We start from the raw sequence: 21,949 nt of genomic DNA, 5'->3' as shown, positions 1-21,949 counted from the left end.
TGGAGGTAGCCGTTCTTGAACCCAATTAAATACCCTTGCTAAGTTAAACTCTTAGTAATTAATTATACTCTCACGAGAGTAATAAAAGAGCGTTAACCCCTGGGACAACTTTCTTTGCACGTAATGTTGTCCAGAATATCTCTATAGAAGTCATCTTAAAGGTTGTCTTTGCTATCCATGAGGGAGAACGTTTCCAAAAACTCAAACAACTGATGACTGAGTTGATGGATTCCTTTGCGTCTCCCTTAGTCTCTAGCTTGCTTTTTTTTCCGTTCTTAAGAAAAGATTTAGGTGCAAGGAGTCCTTGGGGATATTTTCATCGCTTGCAGCAACAAATTGACCAATTACTCTATGCTGAAATTAGAGAGCGGCGTTCACAATACGATCCTTCCGCTAAAGATATCTTTACCTTGTTGATATCAGCGCGTGACGAAAATGGGGAGGAAATGAGCGATCAAGAATTACATGATGAGTTAATTACCCTACTGGTTGCTGGACATGAAACCACGGCAACGGCGATATCTTGGGCTTTATACTGGGTTCATAAACATCCAGAAATTCTGGAGAAATTGCTGAGTGAGTTGGATAGCCTTGGTGATTCTCCAGAACCAATGAGCATTTTCAAACTACCCTACCTTACTGCTGTTGCCAATGAAACTTTGCGGATTTATCCGGTTGCACTGTTAACTGTTCCACGCGAGGTAAAAGAATCCGTGGAATTAATGGGTTATCAATTAGAACCAGGTACTAGGGTGTATGGTTGTATTTATTTAACCCACCAGCGAGAGGATTTATACCCAAACCCCAAGGAATTTAAACCAGAAAGATTTTTAGAGAGACAATATACACCTTATGAGTTTTTCCCCTTTGGTGGTGGAGCAAGACGTTGTATTGGCGAGGCTTTGGCAATGTTTGAGATGAAGTTGGTATTAGCAACTATTCTGGCAAATTATCAGATGGAGTTAGTTGATAATCAAGACGTGAAACCACAGAGACGGGGTGTTACCGTTGCTCCTGGAGGCGGGGTGAACATGGTGTTGAAGGGAAGGCGCTAAAATGGCGTAAGCGCCATGCTCACGGCGGGTATGACATCCCACGAGTTGTACCCTAATATAGATGCGCTTAGAACTTTGGCACTTAACAAATTTCGGCTTAGGTATTGGTTTAGGTATTGGGGTAGAATTGTCAGGAAGCGTATAGTCTTCAACAGCTTCAACAATTAATTGTACTTGTTCTGGTGTTAAAGACATAGGACAGTTAAGCATCGTTTGCAGCAGTGTGGGAACCAGGGTAAGAGCTTGTCATGTAACAACCTTGCCTCTTTTGAGCTAGAAATGCCTTCTCAGTAAGCTTTCTAGATAATAAATTGTAAAAGTTGTTTCTTGACAGGCTCTAAGCGCATCTCAAACTCTATTGACAAGCGGGTTTAGAGATAGATATCCTCATATTGGGATAAGCAAGCAGTAAGAATAGTCAGCATATAGTTATTATCCATAGCAGCACGAGAAAGATTTTTGGCGATTACTACGTTTAAAAGATTAGACATCTCCAGAAATTAAATATGCTCCCCCCAGAAACCTTGTAGAGACGTAGCACTGCTACGTCAAAACAATTCTTTTTCGGAGATGTCTTTCATTTACCTGAAATATGCTGTAATTAACGCCGACGCTTCACAAGAATGAGTAAAGCGATCGCACTCACACCTAAAAACCATCCCCCTGATGCTTCAGGTACACTAACTTTCAAGGGATTAACGGGTTTAGAGAGATTTTCCTTCCCGTTCTCAACTTTACGGTCAAAGCGATCGCTCTGGGCTTCTGCTTCTTTGAGTAACCGTCTTTGTTCATCGTTGACTAATACCAACATCGAAGAATAAGGGCTGACAATCTTATACTTTTTAGCTACGGCGTGAATCACATCCAAACCTTTGAGGTTATCTAACTTAATTTTTTGACTCAACCCTAAAATTAATTGTCTGGCTGCTAAAGACAAGAAATCATCTTGTTGGTTGCTAGTTGCAATTGCTATGTCTAATGTTTGCAAATACCAAGCATAACCATTGACAACACTCACAACAGAGTCACCTAAGACTGATTTAGTAGCAATTCGTTGCAGCACCTCAGAAATATCAACAGCAACCCCACCACCACTATCTTGTAATGATTTAATGATGCCATCGTTATAAGCCCCAGGTAATCCACCTAGATGTAGTATCCACAAAGGTGCAGGCGTATTGAGGACGGTTTTATTGTTTTTCGATAATTCATAACTACCTTCATCACTCAACAACAAAACGACATCATAAGCTGTATCTCCACGCAAATTGTTAAACTGTGTCAGCATTTCTTGGGGTTGAATTGTACCGTAAAAAGCGACTTTTTCCGGTTGGAATTGCTGGAGATCATCTAACCGTTTGGGTGCAGCACCTGGAGAAACACTAAGATATAAATCTGCATCGTTGTTTGTCAAATCATTATCTGCAAAGCCGTGTTGTTTCAACCATGATAATGTTTGCAGCAATTCTTTAATATGTTTCCCCATGCTGCGAGAAGTATCGAGAACTACAGCAACTCGCTGGCCTTTGGGTAAGGTGTAATCTTGACTAGATAAGGGTTTAGCTAATATTTTGTAGCCAGACTCTAAATTTACTTCATGTAATACAGGTTGAATTTTCCCACTCGCTCTTATGAATTTCTCTAACCAAGCATCGTCTTTCAAACTGATTTCTTTGCCGTTGCGGATACGCTTGGTTTGATTAGTCCAGAAAATATTACGTCTTTCCCCTAAATCTGGCATTTCCCAACCCAAGTCTTGTCCTAGCACTTTGTAAGTTAACCATAGGTGCATTTCTGTGGGGAGTCGTGGTTGCCCTTCTATTTGTTGTACATTCTTAGGAGGAATAGGAAAAGCCCGTAAGCGATAATGTCTCGGCCCTACTTGTTCCAACAAAGCTGGATCTATAGGGCGTGAGCGTCTAACTTGAGAATTATAAACTTTCTGGGCAGCACCACGAGGAGAGACAACAAAAGGGAAACGTTGGTCTAATTTATTAGTATCTCCCAACCATAAACCAGTAATTACAGCGCTTTCTGGCAAAGAAAAGGAGTAAAAAACTTCCTGAACTTCTCGTGTTTGATTTTTATAAACTTCATATAATTCCACATCAGCCCAATCACTATGTTCTTTAACTGTGACTTGCTGTGATACCAACAAAACTTTTTTTTCGTTGATATTTAATAAACCTGCTTTAACTTCTTGTTCGTTAAAAGTAGATTGTAATGCGTGACTAACTGCTGTTTTTTCTGCTTTCTGTAGAGGTGTATCAAAAAAATCGGCGTAAAGTTTCTCTGCTTTAATAGGATCTTTGTCATCACCATTATATAAAAATGGTGACATCAGAAAATTATAGGTTGCTTGTAATCCATCAGTAGCCGATTTATCTAAGCCTAATACATGATGATACATAGCACTGATGTGGTTATTTTCTTGCTTACTGCTCAAGTAACGGTAAGAAGATAAATAAGCGTTAACTAATCCTGTACGAATTTGTTCTGACTTAGCTACGAGCGTTTGACGCTCGCTATTATTTGTAGGTGCATTAGCTAAGAGTGAAAAAGCTAATACTTGGGGTTGCTGTTGTAAAGATAAAAAAGTAACTGCAAACGCCACAACAACTGCACCAGCACCCGCAAATGTTTTATTTTTACCATGTTCTAAAGCAAAAGCTCTTAAAATTTTTGCTCCCGAATGTACATACATTGCTGTTAACGCTGATGGCATAATAATAAACAATGTGGCACTAAAACCAAGAATAAGTAGCCAAGGGATAATTAGAAATAACCCCCCTACAAAAGCTGATTGATATAGTATATCGGCTAATATTTTTAGCCATGTAAATTTGAGGAATTCTTGCAGCATAAATACTACTAAAGGCACAGCATAAAATAACAAAACTGCACCTGCATAAATACCAAATATCAGCATTAATGTATGGGCTAACATTTGTACCCATTGCAAACCAATTCTCCGTCGGGAAGCATAACCCCAAAATAATTCTCCAGTAAAAGTAGCTATACATACGCCTGTTGTTATCAGAATTTGGCTACTAGCTGATGTCAGTTCTCGAATCACAAATAATCGCAACAAACACAACAAAAATAGTGGTGCTTCTACACCATAAAATAGGCGAATTAGTTGTAAAGGTTGTTTAATAAACCTCCAGCCACCGATAATACTGGAAATTGTGGGAATGGCAATTAAAGTAACGAGAGTTAAGGAAAATTCAGTTGGGATATTGCCTATTAAGGTTGCCTCAAATAATGGTATGCCTACGGATGGTAAAATCCCTATATAAACTAGCATTAGAAATGTCACATTCCAAAGCCAAAAAATTCCGTAAAAACTGGTATTCCAAAACAATTTCACAGCTTTACTCCTCCTAAAATTGACAAGATTTTTAAAATGCTACTCTAACTAAAAATTATCGCCATCAAAATTTTATGAAGATAAACGCACTAGCCGAAAGCGATGAAATTAGGAAACCCCAAGCAAGTGCCGAGTAACGGCGAATAGCATTGGGTTTCAAGAAGCTAATTGCCGCAGTTATACTAGCACCCAAAAAGCAAATTAAAAAAGTTCTAGACCATACAATAGTTGCCATTACCTGAATATTATCTGTTGGGCTAGGAACAGTTTTGTTGTTTGAGAGATCCGAGAAAGTTAAAAACAGAAGGATAGCTGGTATAAAAATTGCTCCTACAATCGCAATATTACGGTATCCAGGTACAGTACGACAATGAATAAATGAGAGTGCAACCGAGTATAAACCTATAAAATTTACGATTGCCCAAATACTTAAGATAATTAAAAAGATTATTCCCATAGATGATATAGATAGAAGTAAACCTATTATTCATCAGCTTTCAAGATTATTTGTCAAATATTAAGAATTAAATATTTGTATATTACTTTACCAAGATAGGCAGATGTGATTGAATACTGGTTAGTTCATGATCTAGATAAAACCTCTGCTGTCTTCAGCGATCGCACCCTAACCAAAAAAACTTTTTGATAGTTAGCCCAAGACTTTAATTACTGGGTCAATTTCTGCAAAAGTATAGTGACCCAGTAATAGATGCGATCGCTACTTTGAAAATCTTGGGGGCAAATTTTCAGCTAGCCCGTCGTAGACATCGCCCTTAAATACAAGCGTTCGCATGATTGCGTCTCGTAGAGAGGAAAAATTGGGAGTGCGATCGCTATAAAGGGCGGCTCTATGCGATGGAACAGCAGTCAATGCAATAACTAGTATGTACGCCAAGGAAACAATGCAAAGGTGGTTAGCTCCAAGAGCAGAGGTCTAGAGCAGAGGGGATTGAACAAGGCACATTGAACTCACTCTCCTCTGCACCCCTACTCAAGAGCCTGCCTCCACCTAACATTTTTGGGTTGGCAGACTACTAGGGAGCTATCTTGGTATAAAAATCTTCATCGGCACGCCCAAAAGCAGGTCGCTGCATCAAACCATTGATATATTCAGTCAGGGGGTCATCATCTAAGAGCATTCCTAACTTCTTAGCCCACAGCAAAACTCCTCCAGTGACAATATCAGCAGTTGTTAGTCTATTTGCTACTAAATAATTCTTGCCAACCAATACTTCCCTCAGAGGTTGAGCAACTCTGTCAAACCATTGTCGAGATTCTTGTTTTGAAGTTTCCAACCTGACAAAGCCAGGCAGCAGTTTTTCTGGCAGATTTGGCAGAATATTAAACATATAATGCTCAACAGGTGGCTCTAGGGTAACTGCGGCATAAAAAAGCCATTGCTGGTAATAGGCACGTTCAGGACTATCTAGCGGTGGAGCAAACCCCATTTCTATATGTTTGTCTGTAAGATAAGTACAAATAGCAGCAGACTCAAAAATCGTTACTTCCCCGTCTACCAAAACTGGTACTTTACCGTGTGGGTGCAGTTCTTTATATTCTGATTGTTTTGTCATGGTCATATTGACTCGAACTAAGTCATAAGCAATTCCCATTTCTTCCAACAGCCACCGGGGGCGTACTGCTCTTGTTGTCGGAATGTAATATAGCTTCATTGCTCCTCCATCAGCCAATGTCTACTAATGTCTACTATTAAGAGTGCATAAAGTTCTTTCAACTCAAAAAACTTAGTGAAATTTGGAATTTAGGTCTGATATCGTTTCTATTTCTGAGCCTTTGGAGTTTCAGTTGGCGGATGTTTAATCTCTCCTTAGCTGTAACCTAAGTCATACATACTCGCCGCTTGAGCATCCTGTTCTTGTGGCACTTTGGGTTTTCCAGCCCAGGCATCAGATTTTCCCAAAGTAAAACACAAATCAACTCAGAAATGACAGTCTCTGTGCGAACTACCGCATAAATGCAGGTGAAAGCGCTTTACGCGATCGCATATTTGATAAACAAACGCTGTCACCGATAAAATACAAGCGAGGAATCGTAATGGGTGGTTGACAGGAGTAGTAAAGTTTTACTAATTACCTTCAACACACTATGTTTCTGGGGAATGTCCTGTTAACTGGAGAAGTTTTTGAGAGGTCATTGGTTCTTGAGCTTGATTAGACCACAAAAAACTTCAAATGGATACTCTATCATTAGACTTCTGCAAGAAGTCTATTAACAAACCATCGGAGGCTTGTTTAAGTTTTTCCGTAATCTCGTTAGTCATAAAATTTATTTATGATTATGAGCATTGGTTTTTGAGTTTGCCAATCAGAGAATTAAGATTGATTTGAGTGGGCCAACCTTGAGGAAGATTTGCAGAATTATATCCTCTGTCTTTCAATCCTTGAATAAATTGATTGCGGATGTATGTTGTATCAAAAGTGCCAAGCCCATCAAAATAAACATCAGTTAGGTGAGCAGGGTCTAAAGCCATTTCACCTTTATATACTGCACCATCATTTGAATCATCCCAACCCCAAGGGGTATTAGCAGAATTTGTACTGCAAGTTGGTGTACCAGCGCCACACCCACCACTCGAATCTCCCTTGAAAGTTCCCCAACTAGCGAAAGTATTGGCAGAAGAACTTGATAAAGAAGCTTCATTTAATTGATGTTGCCATATTCCTGCTTCGGCAAACACATCAAGCAATTGATACTGTACATCGCGGTCATTCCCCGAAGCAGGAAGTTCTGTTGTAGTAGCACTCGGATAGTAAATAATCCCATCCTCGCTACTTGCACCCTTAAAGTTTCCAGTATAAGGCCAAGCTTTTAATCCATGACCTTTAGCTTCTTGAGTCGTCAATGGGTGCTGTGAACCACTGTAACTATTCATCGTCAGTGTGCCATCAATACTTTCTGCACCATTGCGTAAAGGACTACCAGTTGGAGTGTAAGAGTAGAAATCGTTATGGAATACAGTGACAACGCCTTCTAATTTACCAAAAGCTGAACCGTCCTTACGGACAATTGTAAGTAAACCCTCTAAATCATTTTCGTGTTCTTGATCAAAAGGAATATCAGTCCAGTCTTGAGGATGGTAAAAGGAATATGTAACAAACCAATGAGTACAAGTTTCAGCTACAGAATAGTAAGCATGAGCAGAAAGTGGAAAAAGGATTAGGTTATCCCAGTTATTTGTTCCTCGCCAATCGTTATCGTAATCAAATCGTGTAATGTAGTCTCCACTATACTTGGTGCTGTCTGTGTCTTGATAGTGAATAGGAGCATGATATAAAGCTAAATCCGTGGTGGATTGAGCAATTACTTTTGTATCTGTTAAAATACCAATTACTATTGCTACAAGCAGTCCAAAAGCCACAAGAAAAACTTTTTTGAAACTCATTCAGTTTCACCTTTGCTCATCAACAAGATTCAGTATAAAAGCCAATATTTAAGAATTGGTAATGACTCAGGTGATTCGTGCGATTATAAAGTTAAGATTTGTGTTGACACTCAATTATTAGCGAGATCATTATGAATAAGAGACTTTCAATTCAAAAAATCTCTTTCATAACAAAAAATTCCCTTAAGTTTTCTTTATTGACAGCATTATCAACAATCTTGGTTTGGCAGTACCCAGCTTTTGCTTGGAATAAGTCTGGACACATGGTTTCAGGAGCGATCAGCTACAGTGAACTCAAGCAAAATCATCAACAAGTAATTGAGAAAATTGCCGCCATTTTAAGAGAACACCCCGAATACTCTAAATTTGAGCAGCAGTGGAAGTCTCTTAATCAGTCTAATATTTCTGCTGAAAATAAAAATTTGTATTTGTTTATGTGGGCGGCAAAATGGGCAGATGAAGCCCGTGGCAATCAAACATTTGATCACCCTACTTGGCACTACATCAATTTTCCTTATCAACCAAGCAATGCCTCAAACTCAATTCCTCGTGAAATTCCAGGTGAAGAAAATATTATATTTGCTTTTCAAAAAAATCTTGGTATTGTTCAAAGTAATGCTACCAATAGCGAAAAAGCAGTTGCAATATGCTGGTTATTCCATCTAGTAGGAGATGTGCATCAGCCATTGCATACTACCAAATTAATTACTAACGAGTATAAAGAACCAGAAGGTGATAGAGGTGGTACACGTTTTTATATTAGAGTTAAACCAGATGGTCAAACAATCAGTTTGCATAAATTCTGGGATGACCTCATACTAGGTTCAGAAAACTTTCAAACTGTTCGCAACACCGCAACCAAGATAAGAGCCGACTATCAACGCAGTAAATTGCCAGAATTGAGAGAAACTCAATTTAATAATTGGGCAAAATTAGAGAGTTTTAGGATAGCAAAGCAAAAAGCATATCTGAATGGCAAGCTTTCTGGCAGTAGTGATAAAAATGATGGAAAGCCGTTACCATCAAATTATGCTGCTACCGCCAAACCAATAGCAGAACGCCGGATGAGCTTGGCAGGCTACCGTCTAGCTGATGTGCTTAATAAACTGTTCGCCAAGTGATAAAAGATATACAATCTCTTTTGTTATCCACTTAGATAATATGGGTAGTTTTTGATTTTACTAAAGCGATTACCCCACTTTGAAACTGATGTCTACGACGGGCTGTCCGGTGTCGCTTCTTCCTCCATCCCCAGATTTGCCTTCTCAGCACCCCATCACCAGTAACCATTTTCTGTGTACCACCAAGGAAGAGGCTCAAAGTCGCAGATGCCTATTGCATAACAGCAGGAAGCGCTGTATGGATTATGGCTCGGTGCGATAATTATTGAGTTCAAACTTACTTATATAGATAATAAAAGTTGTTTGAGCTAATACTATTCCAATTGCTGTGCCTCCAAGTGCTACCTGAGCTTGAAATCTTCTAAGCCCCAACTTAATTTTCTCAGATTTGATTAACTGTAATATCACTTAGTTGCAAAAATCAGGTTGGAAAAATCACAGTGTATTTATTTACTAAGTTATTTTTCAAGTATCAATTAACATATTGAGGAAAAATAATTTGAAAAAATGACAAAATTAAAAAAATACATGAAAGATGACAAAACAAACGTAATTAATTATTAAAACTTACATTTCAATGGGAATTTTAGACTAAATCAACATTAATTAAACATCAAACCTGTCAATTGTTGTTTATTAGCTATCTTCTTGTATTTTTTATACAGATAAACTCTTTACATTTGGAAAAACGTATGTTTAATTTGATTCAGTAGAGAGCAAAGTCAAATGCTTCGCTAATACTAAAAATCAACAATGAGTTAAGGTCTAAAATCATGGCAGTCGAAAAAACCAATTCTTCTTCAAGCTTGGCAGAAGTTATTGATCGTATCTTGGATAAAGGTATCGTTATAGATGCTTGGGTACGTGTTTCTCTAGTTGGTATTGAATTACTTGCAATCGAAGCTCGGATCGTTATTGCATCTGTTGAAACCTATTTAAAATATGCAGAAGCTGTAGGCTTAACACAGTCAGCTGCTGTACCTGCTTAATTATTAAGTAGATGCAATCAAATTAGAATTACAAACTAATACCATTTCTTCGTGAAGTCAGTTGTGCCAAGATATTTTTATCCTTGTGTTATTCTTTGCGCTCTTTGCAGTTCGTTTTAGGGAATTGCACATCAGCATATCTTCATAGAGATTTGGTAAAAGTAATTCTGATTGTTCTTCTGTTTTTCGCCGATTATCTTGATACTTTTCAATCAAGATTTATCAAAGGATAAAATGTCAGAAGCAGATATTGTATGAGCTACATTATCTGGATATTAATTGTCCAGTTGATGTAGTTTATTCACTATTTTTATAATCTTGCGGAGAATCTGATGACGGCTTTAATGGAAAAGATCCGGCAAGAGCATAAGTCGATAGCTGAGGAAGTATCTCAACTATTTAGAGAGACTCATGAATTCTTGTCCGCTACAACAGCAGACAGAGAAGAGCTTGCCAAAAAGCAAGCCCAATATCTGCGTCAGTTCCACCAAAACCTGGAACAAACAACCCACGAGTTTCTCACCGAAACAAAGAAAGAAAGGTTTGCTCAAGCTCAAGCTCAAGCAAAGTTTTTGCACGAGTTCTACCAAGAACTTGAGCAAACAACCCACGAGTTTCTAGCAGAAACAGCAAAGAACAGAACTGAGCAAGCCAAAGCACAAAGGCAATATCTGCATCAATTTCGTCAGGATTTGTTTGCAAGCATTTTTGGCACGCATATTTAGTCGTTAGTCAACGCTCTAATCGAGGGAGTTAATACCCTTTCTCTAAATTACGTTCATTCTCCTTTCCTCCTTACTGTAGAGGAAGTAGATTTATTTTAGAGAATTGGTAATCTTTTGGCGAAGTAGATTAAATAGTAAAACCCCCTAATCTTGCAGTTACATAACTGTTCAGAAAAGGGGGCAAATTTAACAATGAGTTTTAGTGTAAAAGTTTAGATATTCTATTCTATTAATTTAGTGTTACTGAGTTATCAAGCCTTAAAGTTTTTCTTGAGCTTAATTTTTAGAATTAACAAGCGTTAACTTTTGGCTTGCCAATCTATTTAACTAGAATGGCATATCAAGTTACAAATTCCAACATTCTGAGTTTATTGTCTCGAAAAGCTATTTTTCATTATTGTAATCTATGACGATCGCTACAAATAACAGCAAACAAGCTATTTCTTGTTTAATTGCGAATAACTAATGAATTCTAGCCAAACCTCGTAGCTCTCTGTTTTTGTTGTCAATCTACTCATTACTTATTTAATTATTGAGATGTGATGAAAAATCCAGGTATAAGCAAGTAACTGTTGATTGTGTATATCGGCAATAACGAAGAGTTTGGTAAGACTTAAATTTTGGAGAATAAAACCAATGGAGATTCAAGGTAAAGTAGCCCTAATAACAGGGGCTTCGCGTGGGATTGGACGAGCGATCGCTCTGGAATTAGCGCAAATCGGCATCAAGCAGATAATATTAGTAGCACGCGATCGCCAAAAGTTAGTTGAGGTAGCTAACGAAATCGAGGCGATGGGAACAGAAACTGCAATCGTGCCTTTAGATTTGACTCAAACAATTGAAGTAAATATCGCTGTTGCCCAACTGTGGCGCAATTTCGGACAGATTCACCTGCTGGTTAATTGTGCGGGTGTCGCATACCAAAGCTCATTTTTGCAATCTAAGATGCCTCAAGTTCAAGAAGAACTCTCTGTGAACTTGTTAGGGATGTACAACCTCACAAGTCTGATCGCTCGACGCATGGCCAGCCAAAGGCAAGGGACAATCGTCAATGTATCGAGTCTGATGGGGAAAGTGGCTGCACCAACGATGGCGACATACTCAGCAACCAAGTTTGCCATCTTAGGATTTACCCAAGCCTTGCGTCAAGAATTAGCTGAACACAATATTCGTGTCATTGCATTACTGCCTTCCTTGACAGACACAGACATGGTGCGCGACTTAAAATTATTTCGCTGGGTGATCCCCATGACTCCCCAGCAAGTGGCTAAAGCACTCGTCACCGGAATGCAAAATGATTCAGCAGAAATTTTAGTCGGATGGCAAAGTCATTTAGCTGTATGGTGTCAACGCCTTGCTCCCTGGTTACTAGAGCTAATTTTACAAATAGCAACTCCGCCAGCACCAAGAAAACAACAGCCGAGTCAAAAACTGAACAAGCTAATGCCGAAACTGAATTTTTTGACCAGAATCCATCGTTTCAGTGATTTGTTCTTGTCAAGAACATGATTTTTACGTGTCTGCACATATAGCAACAGCCAAGGCAGTTTCAACATCGACTGGAAATATTCCCTTTTCCTGCTTCTGCGATCGCTTAATCCATTCTGGTCTACACGATGTGCAACTTAATTCTTAGAACCCCGCTTCCAATTTAATCCTTGATAAGTTGGATAACCGTGACTTTCCTTGGAAGGCAATTTTGGCATGATACCTTGTATTGATTTATGTCCTTCTTCAACTTCACCGATAACCATTTCTGTTAGGAATAAACCATCATTGGTAATCTCATAAGTAGAATAAAAGCCGCGATAGCAAGCTGTATGAAGCATCTGAGGCTGCATCCCGTAAGTTATTAACCTCTCTCCATCTAAAGCAACTAATTCGTACTCTTCGGCATTGTAGAGAAATGTGTCTGGGATTTGAGAAGTCATAAAAATATAAAATGTGTGTAAATATCAAGTTTTAGTAAGTAATTCAAGAGGATAATTATCCTTTTTTTGTAAAAAGCGAATAGTTCAAAAATTTCACACACCAATTATCAAACTCATGCCAAAGGTCATCTTCTTCTTCCAAAAATGAAATTACATAGTCATCTGGTGAGCTTTGTATTCTTTTTAAAAACTCTTCTACTGTCAGAACTTTATAGTCTTCTAGACTTGCACAACAAAAGCAATCACCAGGATCAGGTATTTCATAGGCTTGATAGGAGTTAGGCAAATCTAAGCCTGGTTTTCTTGCAGTCCCTGGATATTTCCTTTTTTTCCACTCTTGTTTAGTTTCAGATGATGATGAAAAAGTTACATATATGGATTGGCAAGCTTTGTTGGCAACAGCCATTAAAGCTAAATTTTCATCTTTTGTTTCTACATAAACTGGTAGATAGGCTACTTCGTCTGTATGTGATGAATAAAATTCTTGCCCAGCATCGTAAGGAACAAGAACAATTAATCCATTACAATTATTTATTTGAGATATGTTTTTAACCATTTTTATAATTAACTGGTACTTGATAACCTAGCGATATTGTATAAAAAGAGTGTTTAATATTCTAATTGGAAATATATTTAGCTCTGCGTTCCTCCCTTCTTCGTTGTTTATAGTTATTAACCTGATATTTAAGCCACATGAACGGGTAAATATCTCCTGCTAAGTGAAAACCTATAGACCCAATAAGTCCTACATCTGAATAAAGCAATGTTACAGTGAAAATATAAAAAACAGTATGCGTAATAATATGTAGCCTTCCTTGATAGATATGATTCCCAACACTTACAAACAATCCCAAAATAATTGCTAAGTAATAATTATTTGTATATAGGCTTAATTGATGTACTAGTACTCCCCGAAATATCAACTCTTCTGTTATTGGATTTAATATACATACGGCAATCATAAATAATACTTTCTGAAGTTTTTGGCGTGGCATAAGCCTTACAGAAACAAGATAAGCATCATCTGCCACAATTTGACTGACTCTCAAAAGATTTAGAATTTTATTTAAAAGCAACACAAATATACAATAGAAACCCAAGCCAATTATTAAGGAAAATATTGGGAATATTTTGAATTTTAAACCAACTGATGGTGCATCCCATCCTACAATATAAGTTGCAGAAAAAAAGGAAATTAGCAAAATTTGGTTCCATAATATCAAAAAGCCAAAACTAGATTTAGGTCTTTCTGCTTTTCGTTGTTTTTTAATTAATTTTCTTTGAGTTATGCTGTTATATAAATATACTATGCTTAAGAAAAATACAAAGAATAGAACACAATTACTTAATGGAGGTAATTCAATTTTCACGATTATCTTTTATTGGGTTAAAGCGAGTTTAAATCAATCACGTCAACTATGTCTTTTGCATAATGCGTTGTAAGCCTTGGCATCTGTTCAAAGTCACAAATGCCGTCTATAATGCGGTAATATTTGGGGTTTTTATTAGCTTCTTTGTGCGGAGTTAGCCTATCTCAAATCACTCTTCTTCATCTGTCACATCACTGTATGGTGAATCATGCACAGCCAATACAGGCTTGCCCATAGCAATAGATGTTGGTGAAATTTGCTATAACTCTTAAGATTCTCCACTAAGAAACTTTTGAGTTTTGCTCATTTAACTTGTCTGCTAGTTTCTGCCAACTTTTGGCTGCAATACCAAAGTTATCTTTTGCATCTTGGAAAGAATTGAAGTTTCGTTACAGCCATCCTGGGGTATATGTCCCCTGACGAGCTAAATTATCTTCTTCCATTTGTTGGGATTTTTCAGCCACCTGTTCTTTCAGCATAGTAAAGCTAATTTTTATCTTTTGCTAATTCAATATTTTTACTTGCTTTTTGCCACACCTTAGTAAGGGCACTATTTAAGTAAATATAGTCTTCTCCAACAATATTTTGAGTTTCAACTTGATATTCAGATATTAATACATTTCCATAAGGAGAACTCGCACGAAGAAAACTATTAGTTTCATCAGACTCTATATAATTACGCCATACATTTAAAGCAAGATCATAGTCATCAAATGCACTAACTAAGTCTTTATAAATAGGATGTTGTTTAGCTCCAGGTAATTCGCTAAATCGATCAATTACTACTTTCAGAGTTCCTACTTCAGTACCATAGCTACGATAGTTCATACCAACATTAAGACGAGAATTAATTGCTGCGAAGTCTCCAACAACTTTTTTGGCTTCTGGGATAAGATTTTCAATTATTTTTAAATTCTCTTCAAGAGAACTTAACTGTTCATGAATTTTCTGTTTTTCTATATTGATACTGAGATTAATAGAACCAGGGAAATTAAAACTAGAGGCATTGTCGAGTATAATAATTGCTTTATTTAAAGTATCTTTATTTTCTTTCAGAGACTTAATATCTAGAGTAGTATCCGAATTATCTATTTTAGCTACTAACGTTGATGCTTGAGATAGTGCTTGTCTTTGTTTATTTATTTGCCAAGATATTAATCCAAAAGAACTAATAATTAGTAGTAAAAAAGTACTTATTGAAATACTTAATATCAATACAGAGTTCTTCTTAACCGTATGCTTGTTTGTGTGTGTTGATTTTATATTTTGATGTCTAGGTATTGTAGTAACTGGTTTAACAGTAAGTATTTGATTTGATAAATCTACCGGATTAGCTAATGTTAAATCTTTATAAGCATCTAATTCTATATTCTGCGTCCATACTGGAAAATCATTACCAGTCTGACGGCAAAAAACATTTATAACTTTGATAGAATTGGCATTTAACTTAACAAACGTTTTGTGAATATAGTCAACTAAAGTTTTTTGCTCTAGTATTTGCGATGATTCCAGCATTATTTGCAAGCAATGATCTTTTAAAGCAACTTTAACTGTTATATTTTTGGTTTTTAGTTGTTGGTTAAGTAAAACCTTAATTGCTTCACTATCGCCCTGTTTAGCAAGCGCTAAAGTATGAGAATATGTCATAACATATTAAATAATTTAATTACAGTTTTCAATAATATAATAACCATGTATTTCCATTATTAATAACCGTATAAATACGCCTTTATAACTTTGTAAGGATAAATTTTGAAATCAAATAATAGCTTAAATATTTGCATTTTCCAACCAACATGAATCTATCTTAATTAGAAAGCAGAATTTCTATAACTTCAAATTATCTACCATAAAATCTCGCTTAAGATGATTAGACTCCAGGAATTCGACATAGAATATTTCTTGTAACCAAGCTTTCAAATTGCATTTGCAAAGCAATAGCCGTTACTGGGTCATTGAGTAATACACCAGCTTCGATATTGCGCTCGTGAGCCGCTTCTGTAAAATTAGCGGAGGTCACAAGCACACGCTCCTGATCTACAACAACACACTTGGCGTGTAAACAAGCTTTTGATTCCACACCCAACATCAGCGATCGCGGATCGTGAAACACTTCAGGTAGTCTTTTTCCTGGCCAAATATCTTGGCGAAAACTACTGGCAAACTCCCGCAGTAGAGTAGATGTTGGCACTTCACTGTTGTGTGGTCGGTTGACGTTAAGAAACATTCGCACATTTAGTTCTGGGGTTAAATCCATTCGTTCTGCCAGCACTAGAAATAACTCTCGTGCTTTTTGTCTTTTATCAATAGCAAAGCTAGAAATGAGAACGTTTATTCTGGCAGTATTAAACAACTCACGCACAACAACACCAGTATCGCGGCTTTGAGAACCAGCAATTTCTGGGCCAGTCCAAACCAAATCAACGCGATCGCTCACAGCTTGGGATGTACTTCGTTCTTCTGCCAGCAATCGCAGCGTATAAGCAATATGCTGAGAATGTACGCCGATGACATTAAGGCGGTTGAGTTCATCAACTATGTCTCGATTTAAAGCCGCAGGGATGTAGTTCGCTACATTGGATGTGGAAAAGGGTGGGGAAAGTCTACCAGTTTCCAAAGCGACTGCCAAATTAACGAGGGCTGGACGGCTCAGGTGGAGAAAAGCCATCATACTCTCACATCCTCAAAGAATTCTGCCCCTGGCCCTTCAACAGTAGCAACGACCAATGCCCTGTCAAGAAATTCATTGCGTCGTTCGCAAGAAGTTTCAGCAATGAGTAAACAGCCATGACAAGCAGCACCATGTAAAAACCTATCCTCTTGTTCGGCATCTGGTTGATGCTGGGCGCAAACTGGATCGTTAGAACAAAGCCTCCCCATCTCCAGTGCAACATCCAAATGGTATTCAATCCGGTTTCCTACTTGTACCAGTCCCCCTAAAGTACCTTCAGAGCCAGGAGAACCAGTGTATAAAAGAATGCCATAACCGGATTCGCCAGCATAAATGCGTTCACGAATTGAACTAGCAGCATAACCACATTCTAAAGACACAGCTGCAATCAATAGGTGTGAAAGGGAATGCAGCATAATGTAAGGTAATCCAGGGAACTTGGCTTTCTCTTGAGCAATACCTTTTTGTTTGCGCCAGATATCAAAGCCTTTTGCTAATTTCTTCCCTCGTTGCTGCACTGCATCCCGCTTGAGCCAATTATCAATAGCTTCTTTACGGAAAGCGATGAACACGCCTTCGCCTCTGTTTTCAATCGCTGGAACCCAAGTAGGCTCAATATCAAGAGCAGCTCGCCTGACTTGAATATCTAAATCGCCGTCAATATCAGGCATAATTGCCTCAAAGCGAGTAAAGCCAATTTGGGCGGTTACTTCCTTAAGTCGGTGTACTAAGACAATGCTCTCTATAAGAGATAGTAATTTTGGTTTGATGTTATCTAATTTCCGCGCACGAGCATAAAAGTCGCTTTCTGGTACATCTTCTCCGACTTCAAAGGGACTAGATAGCAAAGTCTCAATTTCTACTTGCTTAATACCTTTGTATTGCTTACCTTGCCCACCCTGTCTGCGCTGAATTTCAGCCCATACTGCTTCATCACTAAATCCTTCTAAAACAGCAGCTACTTTTTGCTTCCGCCGTTCTTTTTTAACTTCATCGCTACTTTCTGCATACTGGAGGAAGTCTTCATAAACTGAATTAACCGCTTTTTGCAAAGCATCATCCGAGTCTGGTAGAGAAATGACACTGAGAAGCTGGGAAAAGTAAGCATTGCTAGCAGAGCGAACCAAAAGCCGATTATATTCTGGTTTCCCTGTTGTCTCAGAAATACAGAGTTCTTGAGCTTTGGGGCCAAGCCAAGGGCGATGTCCTTCGCACTTTCCTAAGACCTTGCCATTGGGTACTGTTGCATCTGATAACTGACGACGAGCTTTACAAGCCTCACAGCGCACAAAAATATCAGCAAAATCGTTGCCAGATCCGCCCTCATCAAACCATAGCTGACCCCGACAGTTAGCTTGAGAATTTTCGTGGACAAAACCACGCCAATCAATGTCTTTGATGTGCCCATTAACACAAGCTTGTACAAAGCGCACAGGTACAACTGGCACTTTCTTTCTGTCAGCATTGAGATATTTACCAGTTACCAAACTACCCCAAGGTAGTAAAGGACGTGTCCGGTAAACTTTGGCATTGGGCGCTGCTTCATTTGGTTTAGGCCATGTTTCTTCTACTTGAGCAACAAACCAAGTGGGGAAAGCGAAAGCTGTAATTCCAGTGCGAGATGCTTTTGGGTCTTTCTCGTCTACAGGTGGCGCATATAAGGCAATATCATTAACCCCTAAAATGTCAGCGACTCGTTCCTTTAGTCGGTCTTCGTAAATACGTTTTTTGTCACCGTGCCAGTGGTTGAGTCCGCCAATTAGTATGGAATAATCGGGTAAATCCACCATTGCCCCAGGGCCAAAAGTAGATAAAATTTGGCTTTGGCGAATTTCTCCAGATGGAGGACGCTTTTTGTTTGATTTACTCATTTTTCTTCCTCCTCTACCTCAAATCCATCAGGATTACGAACCCACAAATTAACTGTTGGCTCAACATCACGTAAACTGCGTTGAGCTTTAAATTTTCTTTCTTCTAGTGGTTTTTTCTCTAATTCCGGGTCAAGTGGGTCGAATAATAGAGGCGGCGCTTCCCCAACCTCACGCTGATATTGAAGGTTAATTTTTTCACCAGCAATTCGTACCCATAAATCTAGTAAATCCTGAACTCGACCCCTGACTTTTTGACGGAGTGCTTCAGCATCACCTGCATCAAGTTCTTTATCGTGCATCTCGGCACGCAAGGCGATCGCATCGATGACAAAATTTAGCTCGTTACGATGCTGAAGAATGTCAATAGCACGAAGTGGTGCTGTCATCCCAGAATGCCCCAAACGTGCTAAAGCAACAGTAATCGCAGCAATCCCTCGGTCGATAGCACGAGGAGAGAATGGTGTAACACTGGTAGCTTCTACTGCTCTGTAAAAAGTAGCGTGCCAAGCAAAGAAACGTTCATAGTGTGAGCGATCGCGCGGTCGGTGAACGTTGAGTAATGTAACAACTAATCCAGGTCGTTCTTCATCCCGTCCTACACGACTGGTAGCTTGAATATATTCTGCGGCTGTTTTAGGTTGACCGAGAACTACCATTAAGCCCAAACGTGTAATGTCCAGACCGACAGAAATCATATTGGTAGCTAAGACTACATCAACACGTTCTTTTTGGTCAAATGTTGCTTCTAAGCGGCTCTTGGTATCTGCAACTTCACTTGTGCTGACACGGGAAGTCAATTCTTCCGGTTCATCGTCAATTTTCCGATCTGCAAACAAACCCGAACTTTTACCAACTCGTTTTCGTTTGCTATAACCAATAAGCCGAGAGTTGACTTCATCTTCAACAATCCGCCGACTACCACCCAGTTCACGCAAGGAATTAAAATATCCGAGTAATGTCATGTAAGGGTCTGCTGGATTATCAGGGTTTTTGCTCCCACCTGCTGCTAACCATTCTTTCTGTGCAGCTCCCAGCAATGCCAGATAAGTACGTAACAATACTACTTTCAGACTTCGCCCTTGAGCAGCAATTCCAACATAAGTTCGAGCATTCTTTTCTTCGGCAGGTACTGTCTTCGCAAAAAAGGAATCGCGCCGATCTGGGCCTGGTGGCGGAAACACATCAACTTCATTTCGCCCAAACAATGCTTGAATCTGCTTAGTTGCCCGTCGCACTGTCGCGGTGGAAGCTACAATCTTCGGGCGGATTTTTTGACCATTTATTTCTCGACTGCATAAAGCGTCAATTGCAGTTTCGTAAAGCCCTACCATTGTCCCTAAAGGGCCAGAAATCAAATGCAGTTCATCTTGAATAATTAAATCTGGCGGTGGCAGATAACCATCAAGTGCTTTACCTCTACCTGGATAAACAGGGCTATAAAAACCATCTTTGTCATGACGTTCTACACGTCCAAATAAAGCACCTGTTTCTCCCACCCAAGGCAAACTCGCAAATTTATCAACTGTGGCGATCATAAAACACGGCAACCGGCGATAAATCGGTTCGTCTACTGCTAATACTGGTAAAGGGCGATCGCCTGTAAAATTACAACGACGATTAGTACAATTTATACGTAAGTCTATAGGTTGGTCAGTATTAGGCAGTAGCTGAAATGAATTGCGAGTAAATTTAGTTCCGCACCAAGGACAATCTTCTAGAGGAATAGGTGAAGGTTTGCGATTGTTATTTAAGAAGGCAATGGTACGCGAACGGGCGCTGTTTTCATCATTGTCTCCCTTCTTGCCCATCCGGTTAGGTGTAGCTGCTTGCCCTACCCACAATCCAATCTCAAACGGCCATTTCCCCAGTTTTTCTACATCTTGTTCCCGTTCCAACTCTAAGGCGCAAATCATCGTCGCCGCACGTCCTAGTTGATCAAGAGTAAGGAGGCGCAGTGTGTACCGCATCAGCACACTTAATCCAGCAGAGTCGATACCAGGATGACGTAACCGCCGTAATACAAGTGTAAAAGCTGCCAACCCCAAGTAAGCTTCAGTTTTACCGCCGCCTGTAGGGAAGAACAGTAAATCAACCAGTTCCCGGTCTGAATGTTCAGGGTTGGCGATTCCCACCAAGTTCATTAACAAAAAAGCTAGCTGAAACGGTCGCCAAGTTGGAGGGGCTACAGATTCAGGAGTAATGTTTTTCTTATGAGTTGCACGCTGGCGCATTGATTGGGCGATCGCTCGATTGGCAATGCGAAACGCATCTAATACTTGTGGGTTATCCAATGCGCTTAAACCAGCAGCAATCCGGTCTTTAGCAATTGCGGCTCGATCTAATAGGTCTTTAGCTACACCTAACCGTTTTTGCCCAGTTGGACATTTGACTCGTTGCTCATCTATCCATTGGGAATATGCACTAACCATTGGACTGAGCAGATTTCGCAATGCTTCTGCTGTCGGTGCGGTGGCTAACGCTTCCATACCGACTTCGACATCTTTAACTTGGGTTGCAATTACCTTTTCTACGTCAGCAGTTGGTATCCAAGCCGTTCTTACTTCCTGGCAGCCACCATTGGGATTTGCAACTGCGATTGCAGAGACATTATGACCAACAGCATATTCGTAATCATCTCGGTATTGCAAATCAGCAACTTTCTCATCCCAGTCATCGCCATCTCGCCCACGTAAATTGGGGCGTGGTACAAAGGAATCGGCTGTCTGAATTATTAAATTTGTTTGAAAAGCATAACCAGCATCCCGCTTTTGGTCAGGGCTAGGGCGGCGATGATTAACCAAAAATACTGAAACTGAGCGTGTTCCTGCTGGTACTAATTCCTCAGAAGTTACGGAGCGAACTGAGACAACTAGTTGTAAACCATCGCTGTTTAGAACATCCAAATATATTGGAGAACTGCTTCCACTAAGGGGAATCTCTAGTTGTTTAGTTGTATTGCCTAAATTCAAACCAAGGTCTAATTGAGTCGGTCTGCCGCTTGTACGCAAAGGTACGTTAAGTTCAACCTCTCGTGGAACTCTCTGCCAATCACCTGTGAAGGTAATTTCTTTTCCTTCGGTTTCTGGTTTGGTTAGTGGTTGGTAATCGCCCCACCTGACAGTAACATGAAGTTGGTTAACGGTCTGGGGTAAAAGCACACTTAATCCCATTGAAGAAGGGAAATAAGCTTTACGGGCAAAGGCTTTCTCTGGAATCTTTTCATCTTCGCCAGAGCCAACACGTCCAACTTCGTCCATTTCTTCATCGCCAGAGTTATCTACAACTGGTACGCCGTAGGGTACAAGGAATCCCGTGAGATACCACTTGGAAGGAGCTTGATCTAAAGTTTCTTCAGCGTGGACAGCATCATCGGGTGTTGGCCCTACAAGGTCAAGTTGTAAGGCATCAATTAGATGCGATCGCACTTCGGCAGATGTGGTCAT

At 39.3% G+C, this 21,949-nt stretch carries 14 protein-coding genes and 1 pseudogene; 5 read left to right on the top strand and 10 right to left on the bottom strand.

Going from position 1 to position 21,949, the window contains the following annotated elements; all coding sequences use genetic code 11:
- Nucleotides 1-110 precede the first annotated feature (110 nt).
- Nucleotides 111-1,055, top strand: a pseudogene (locus tag V7K69_RS20490) (cytochrome P450); the annotation flags it as partial.
- Nucleotides 1,056-1,656: 601 nt separating this feature from the next.
- Here the strand turns inward: V7K69_RS20490 and V7K69_RS20485 are convergent.
- From V7K69_RS20485 to V7K69_RS20475, 3 genes are all read right to left on the bottom strand, one after another.
- Entirely contained in the window at nucleotides 1,657-4,425 is a 2,769-nt protein-coding gene (locus V7K69_RS20485) for a TIGR02921 family PEP-CTERM protein (RefSeq protein WP_335037598.1), read from the bottom strand.
- Between the two features lie 1,034 nt (nucleotides 4,426-5,459).
- Nucleotides 5,460-6,098 carry a glutathione S-transferase family protein gene (locus V7K69_RS20480; protein ID WP_335037594.1) on the bottom strand — a complete coding sequence of 213 codons (639 nt, stop codon included), beginning with the start codon at nucleotides 6,096-6,098 and terminating at the stop codon, nucleotides 5,460-5,462.
- Nucleotides 6,099-6,721: 623 nt separating this feature from the next.
- Nucleotides 6,722-7,828: a hypothetical protein gene (locus tag V7K69_RS20475; protein ID WP_335037591.1), complete on the bottom strand. Its 1,107-nt coding sequence runs from the start codon at nucleotides 7,826-7,828 to the stop codon at nucleotides 6,722-6,724.
- 197 nt (nucleotides 7,829-8,025) lie between these two features.
- Here V7K69_RS20475 and V7K69_RS20470 point away from each other — a divergent pair, with 197 nt between their 5' ends.
- The 4 genes from V7K69_RS20470 to V7K69_RS20455 all read left to right on the top strand — a co-directional run bounded on the left by V7K69_RS20470 (nucleotide 8,026) and on the right by V7K69_RS20455 (nucleotide 12,172).
- Complete coding sequence (locus V7K69_RS20470; protein WP_335037589.1) at nucleotides 8,026-8,949, top strand: S1/P1 nuclease; 924 nt, start codon at nucleotides 8,026-8,028, stop codon at nucleotides 8,947-8,949.
- A gap of 773 nt (nucleotides 8,950-9,722) precedes the next feature.
- Complete coding sequence (gene gvpA, locus V7K69_RS20465) at nucleotides 9,723-9,938, top strand: gas vesicle structural protein GvpA (RefSeq protein ID WP_015080752.1); 216 nt, start codon at nucleotides 9,723-9,725, stop codon at nucleotides 9,936-9,938.
- Nucleotides 9,939-10,270: 332 nt separating this feature from the next.
- On the top strand, nucleotides 10,271-10,663 hold the full coding sequence (gene gvpC, locus V7K69_RS20460) for a gas vesicle protein GvpC (protein ID WP_335037587.1): 393 nt from the start codon (nucleotides 10,271-10,273) through the stop codon (nucleotides 10,661-10,663).
- Nucleotides 10,664-11,299: 636 nt separating this feature from the next.
- On the top strand, nucleotides 11,300-12,172 hold the full coding sequence (locus V7K69_RS20455) for an SDR family NAD(P)-dependent oxidoreductase (protein ID WP_335037585.1): 873 nt from the start codon (nucleotides 11,300-11,302) through the stop codon (nucleotides 12,170-12,172).
- Between the two features lie 116 nt (nucleotides 12,173-12,288).
- Here the strand turns inward: V7K69_RS20455 and V7K69_RS20450 are convergent, their stop codons facing one another.
- The 7 genes from V7K69_RS20450 to drmA form a co-directional block, all read right to left on the bottom strand.
- The gene (locus tag V7K69_RS20450; RefSeq protein ID WP_335037583.1) at nucleotides 12,289-12,594 is read right to left on the bottom strand and encodes a hypothetical protein; all 306 of its coding nucleotides are present in this window, start codon (nucleotides 12,592-12,594) and stop codon (nucleotides 12,289-12,291) included.
- A gap of 55 nt (nucleotides 12,595-12,649) precedes the next feature.
- Nucleotides 12,650-13,150 (bottom strand): hypothetical protein, encoded by a 501-nt coding sequence (locus V7K69_RS20445; RefSeq protein WP_335037580.1) that lies wholly within the window; start codon nucleotides 13,148-13,150, stop codon nucleotides 12,650-12,652.
- A gap of 61 nt (nucleotides 13,151-13,211) precedes the next feature.
- Nucleotides 13,212-13,964, bottom strand: coding sequence for a CPBP family intramembrane glutamic endopeptidase (locus tag V7K69_RS20440; protein WP_335037578.1), 753 nt, complete (start codon nucleotides 13,962-13,964; stop codon nucleotides 13,212-13,214).
- Between the two features lie 486 nt (nucleotides 13,965-14,450).
- Entirely contained in the window at nucleotides 14,451-15,611 is a 1,161-nt protein-coding gene (locus V7K69_RS20435; protein WP_335037576.1) for a hypothetical protein, read from the bottom strand.
- A 223-nt stretch (nucleotides 15,612-15,834) separates the two neighbouring features.
- Nucleotides 15,835-16,635, bottom strand: coding sequence for a DISARM system phospholipase D-like protein DrmC (gene drmC / locus V7K69_RS20430; protein WP_335037574.1), 801 nt, complete (start codon nucleotides 16,633-16,635; stop codon nucleotides 15,835-15,837).
- Nucleotides 16,632-18,506: a DUF1998 domain-containing protein gene (locus V7K69_RS20425; RefSeq protein ID WP_335037572.1), complete on the bottom strand. Its 1,875-nt coding sequence runs from the start codon at nucleotides 18,504-18,506 to the stop codon at nucleotides 16,632-16,634. The genes drmC and V7K69_RS20425 overlap by 4 nt, the downstream gene beginning before the upstream one ends.
- Nucleotides 18,503-21,949, bottom strand: a complete 3,447-nt coding sequence (gene drmA / locus V7K69_RS20420; protein ID WP_335037570.1) for a DISARM system helicase DrmA — start codon at nucleotides 21,947-21,949, stop codon at nucleotides 18,503-18,505. The genes V7K69_RS20425 and drmA overlap by 4 nt, the downstream gene beginning before the upstream one ends.

Origin of the sequence: Nostoc sp., assembly GCF_036917775.1 — a bacterium.
GTDB lineage: Bacteria > Cyanobacteriota > Cyanobacteriia > Cyanobacteriales > Nostocaceae > Nostoc.
This window is presented reverse-complemented; position numbering and strand designations above follow the sequence as displayed.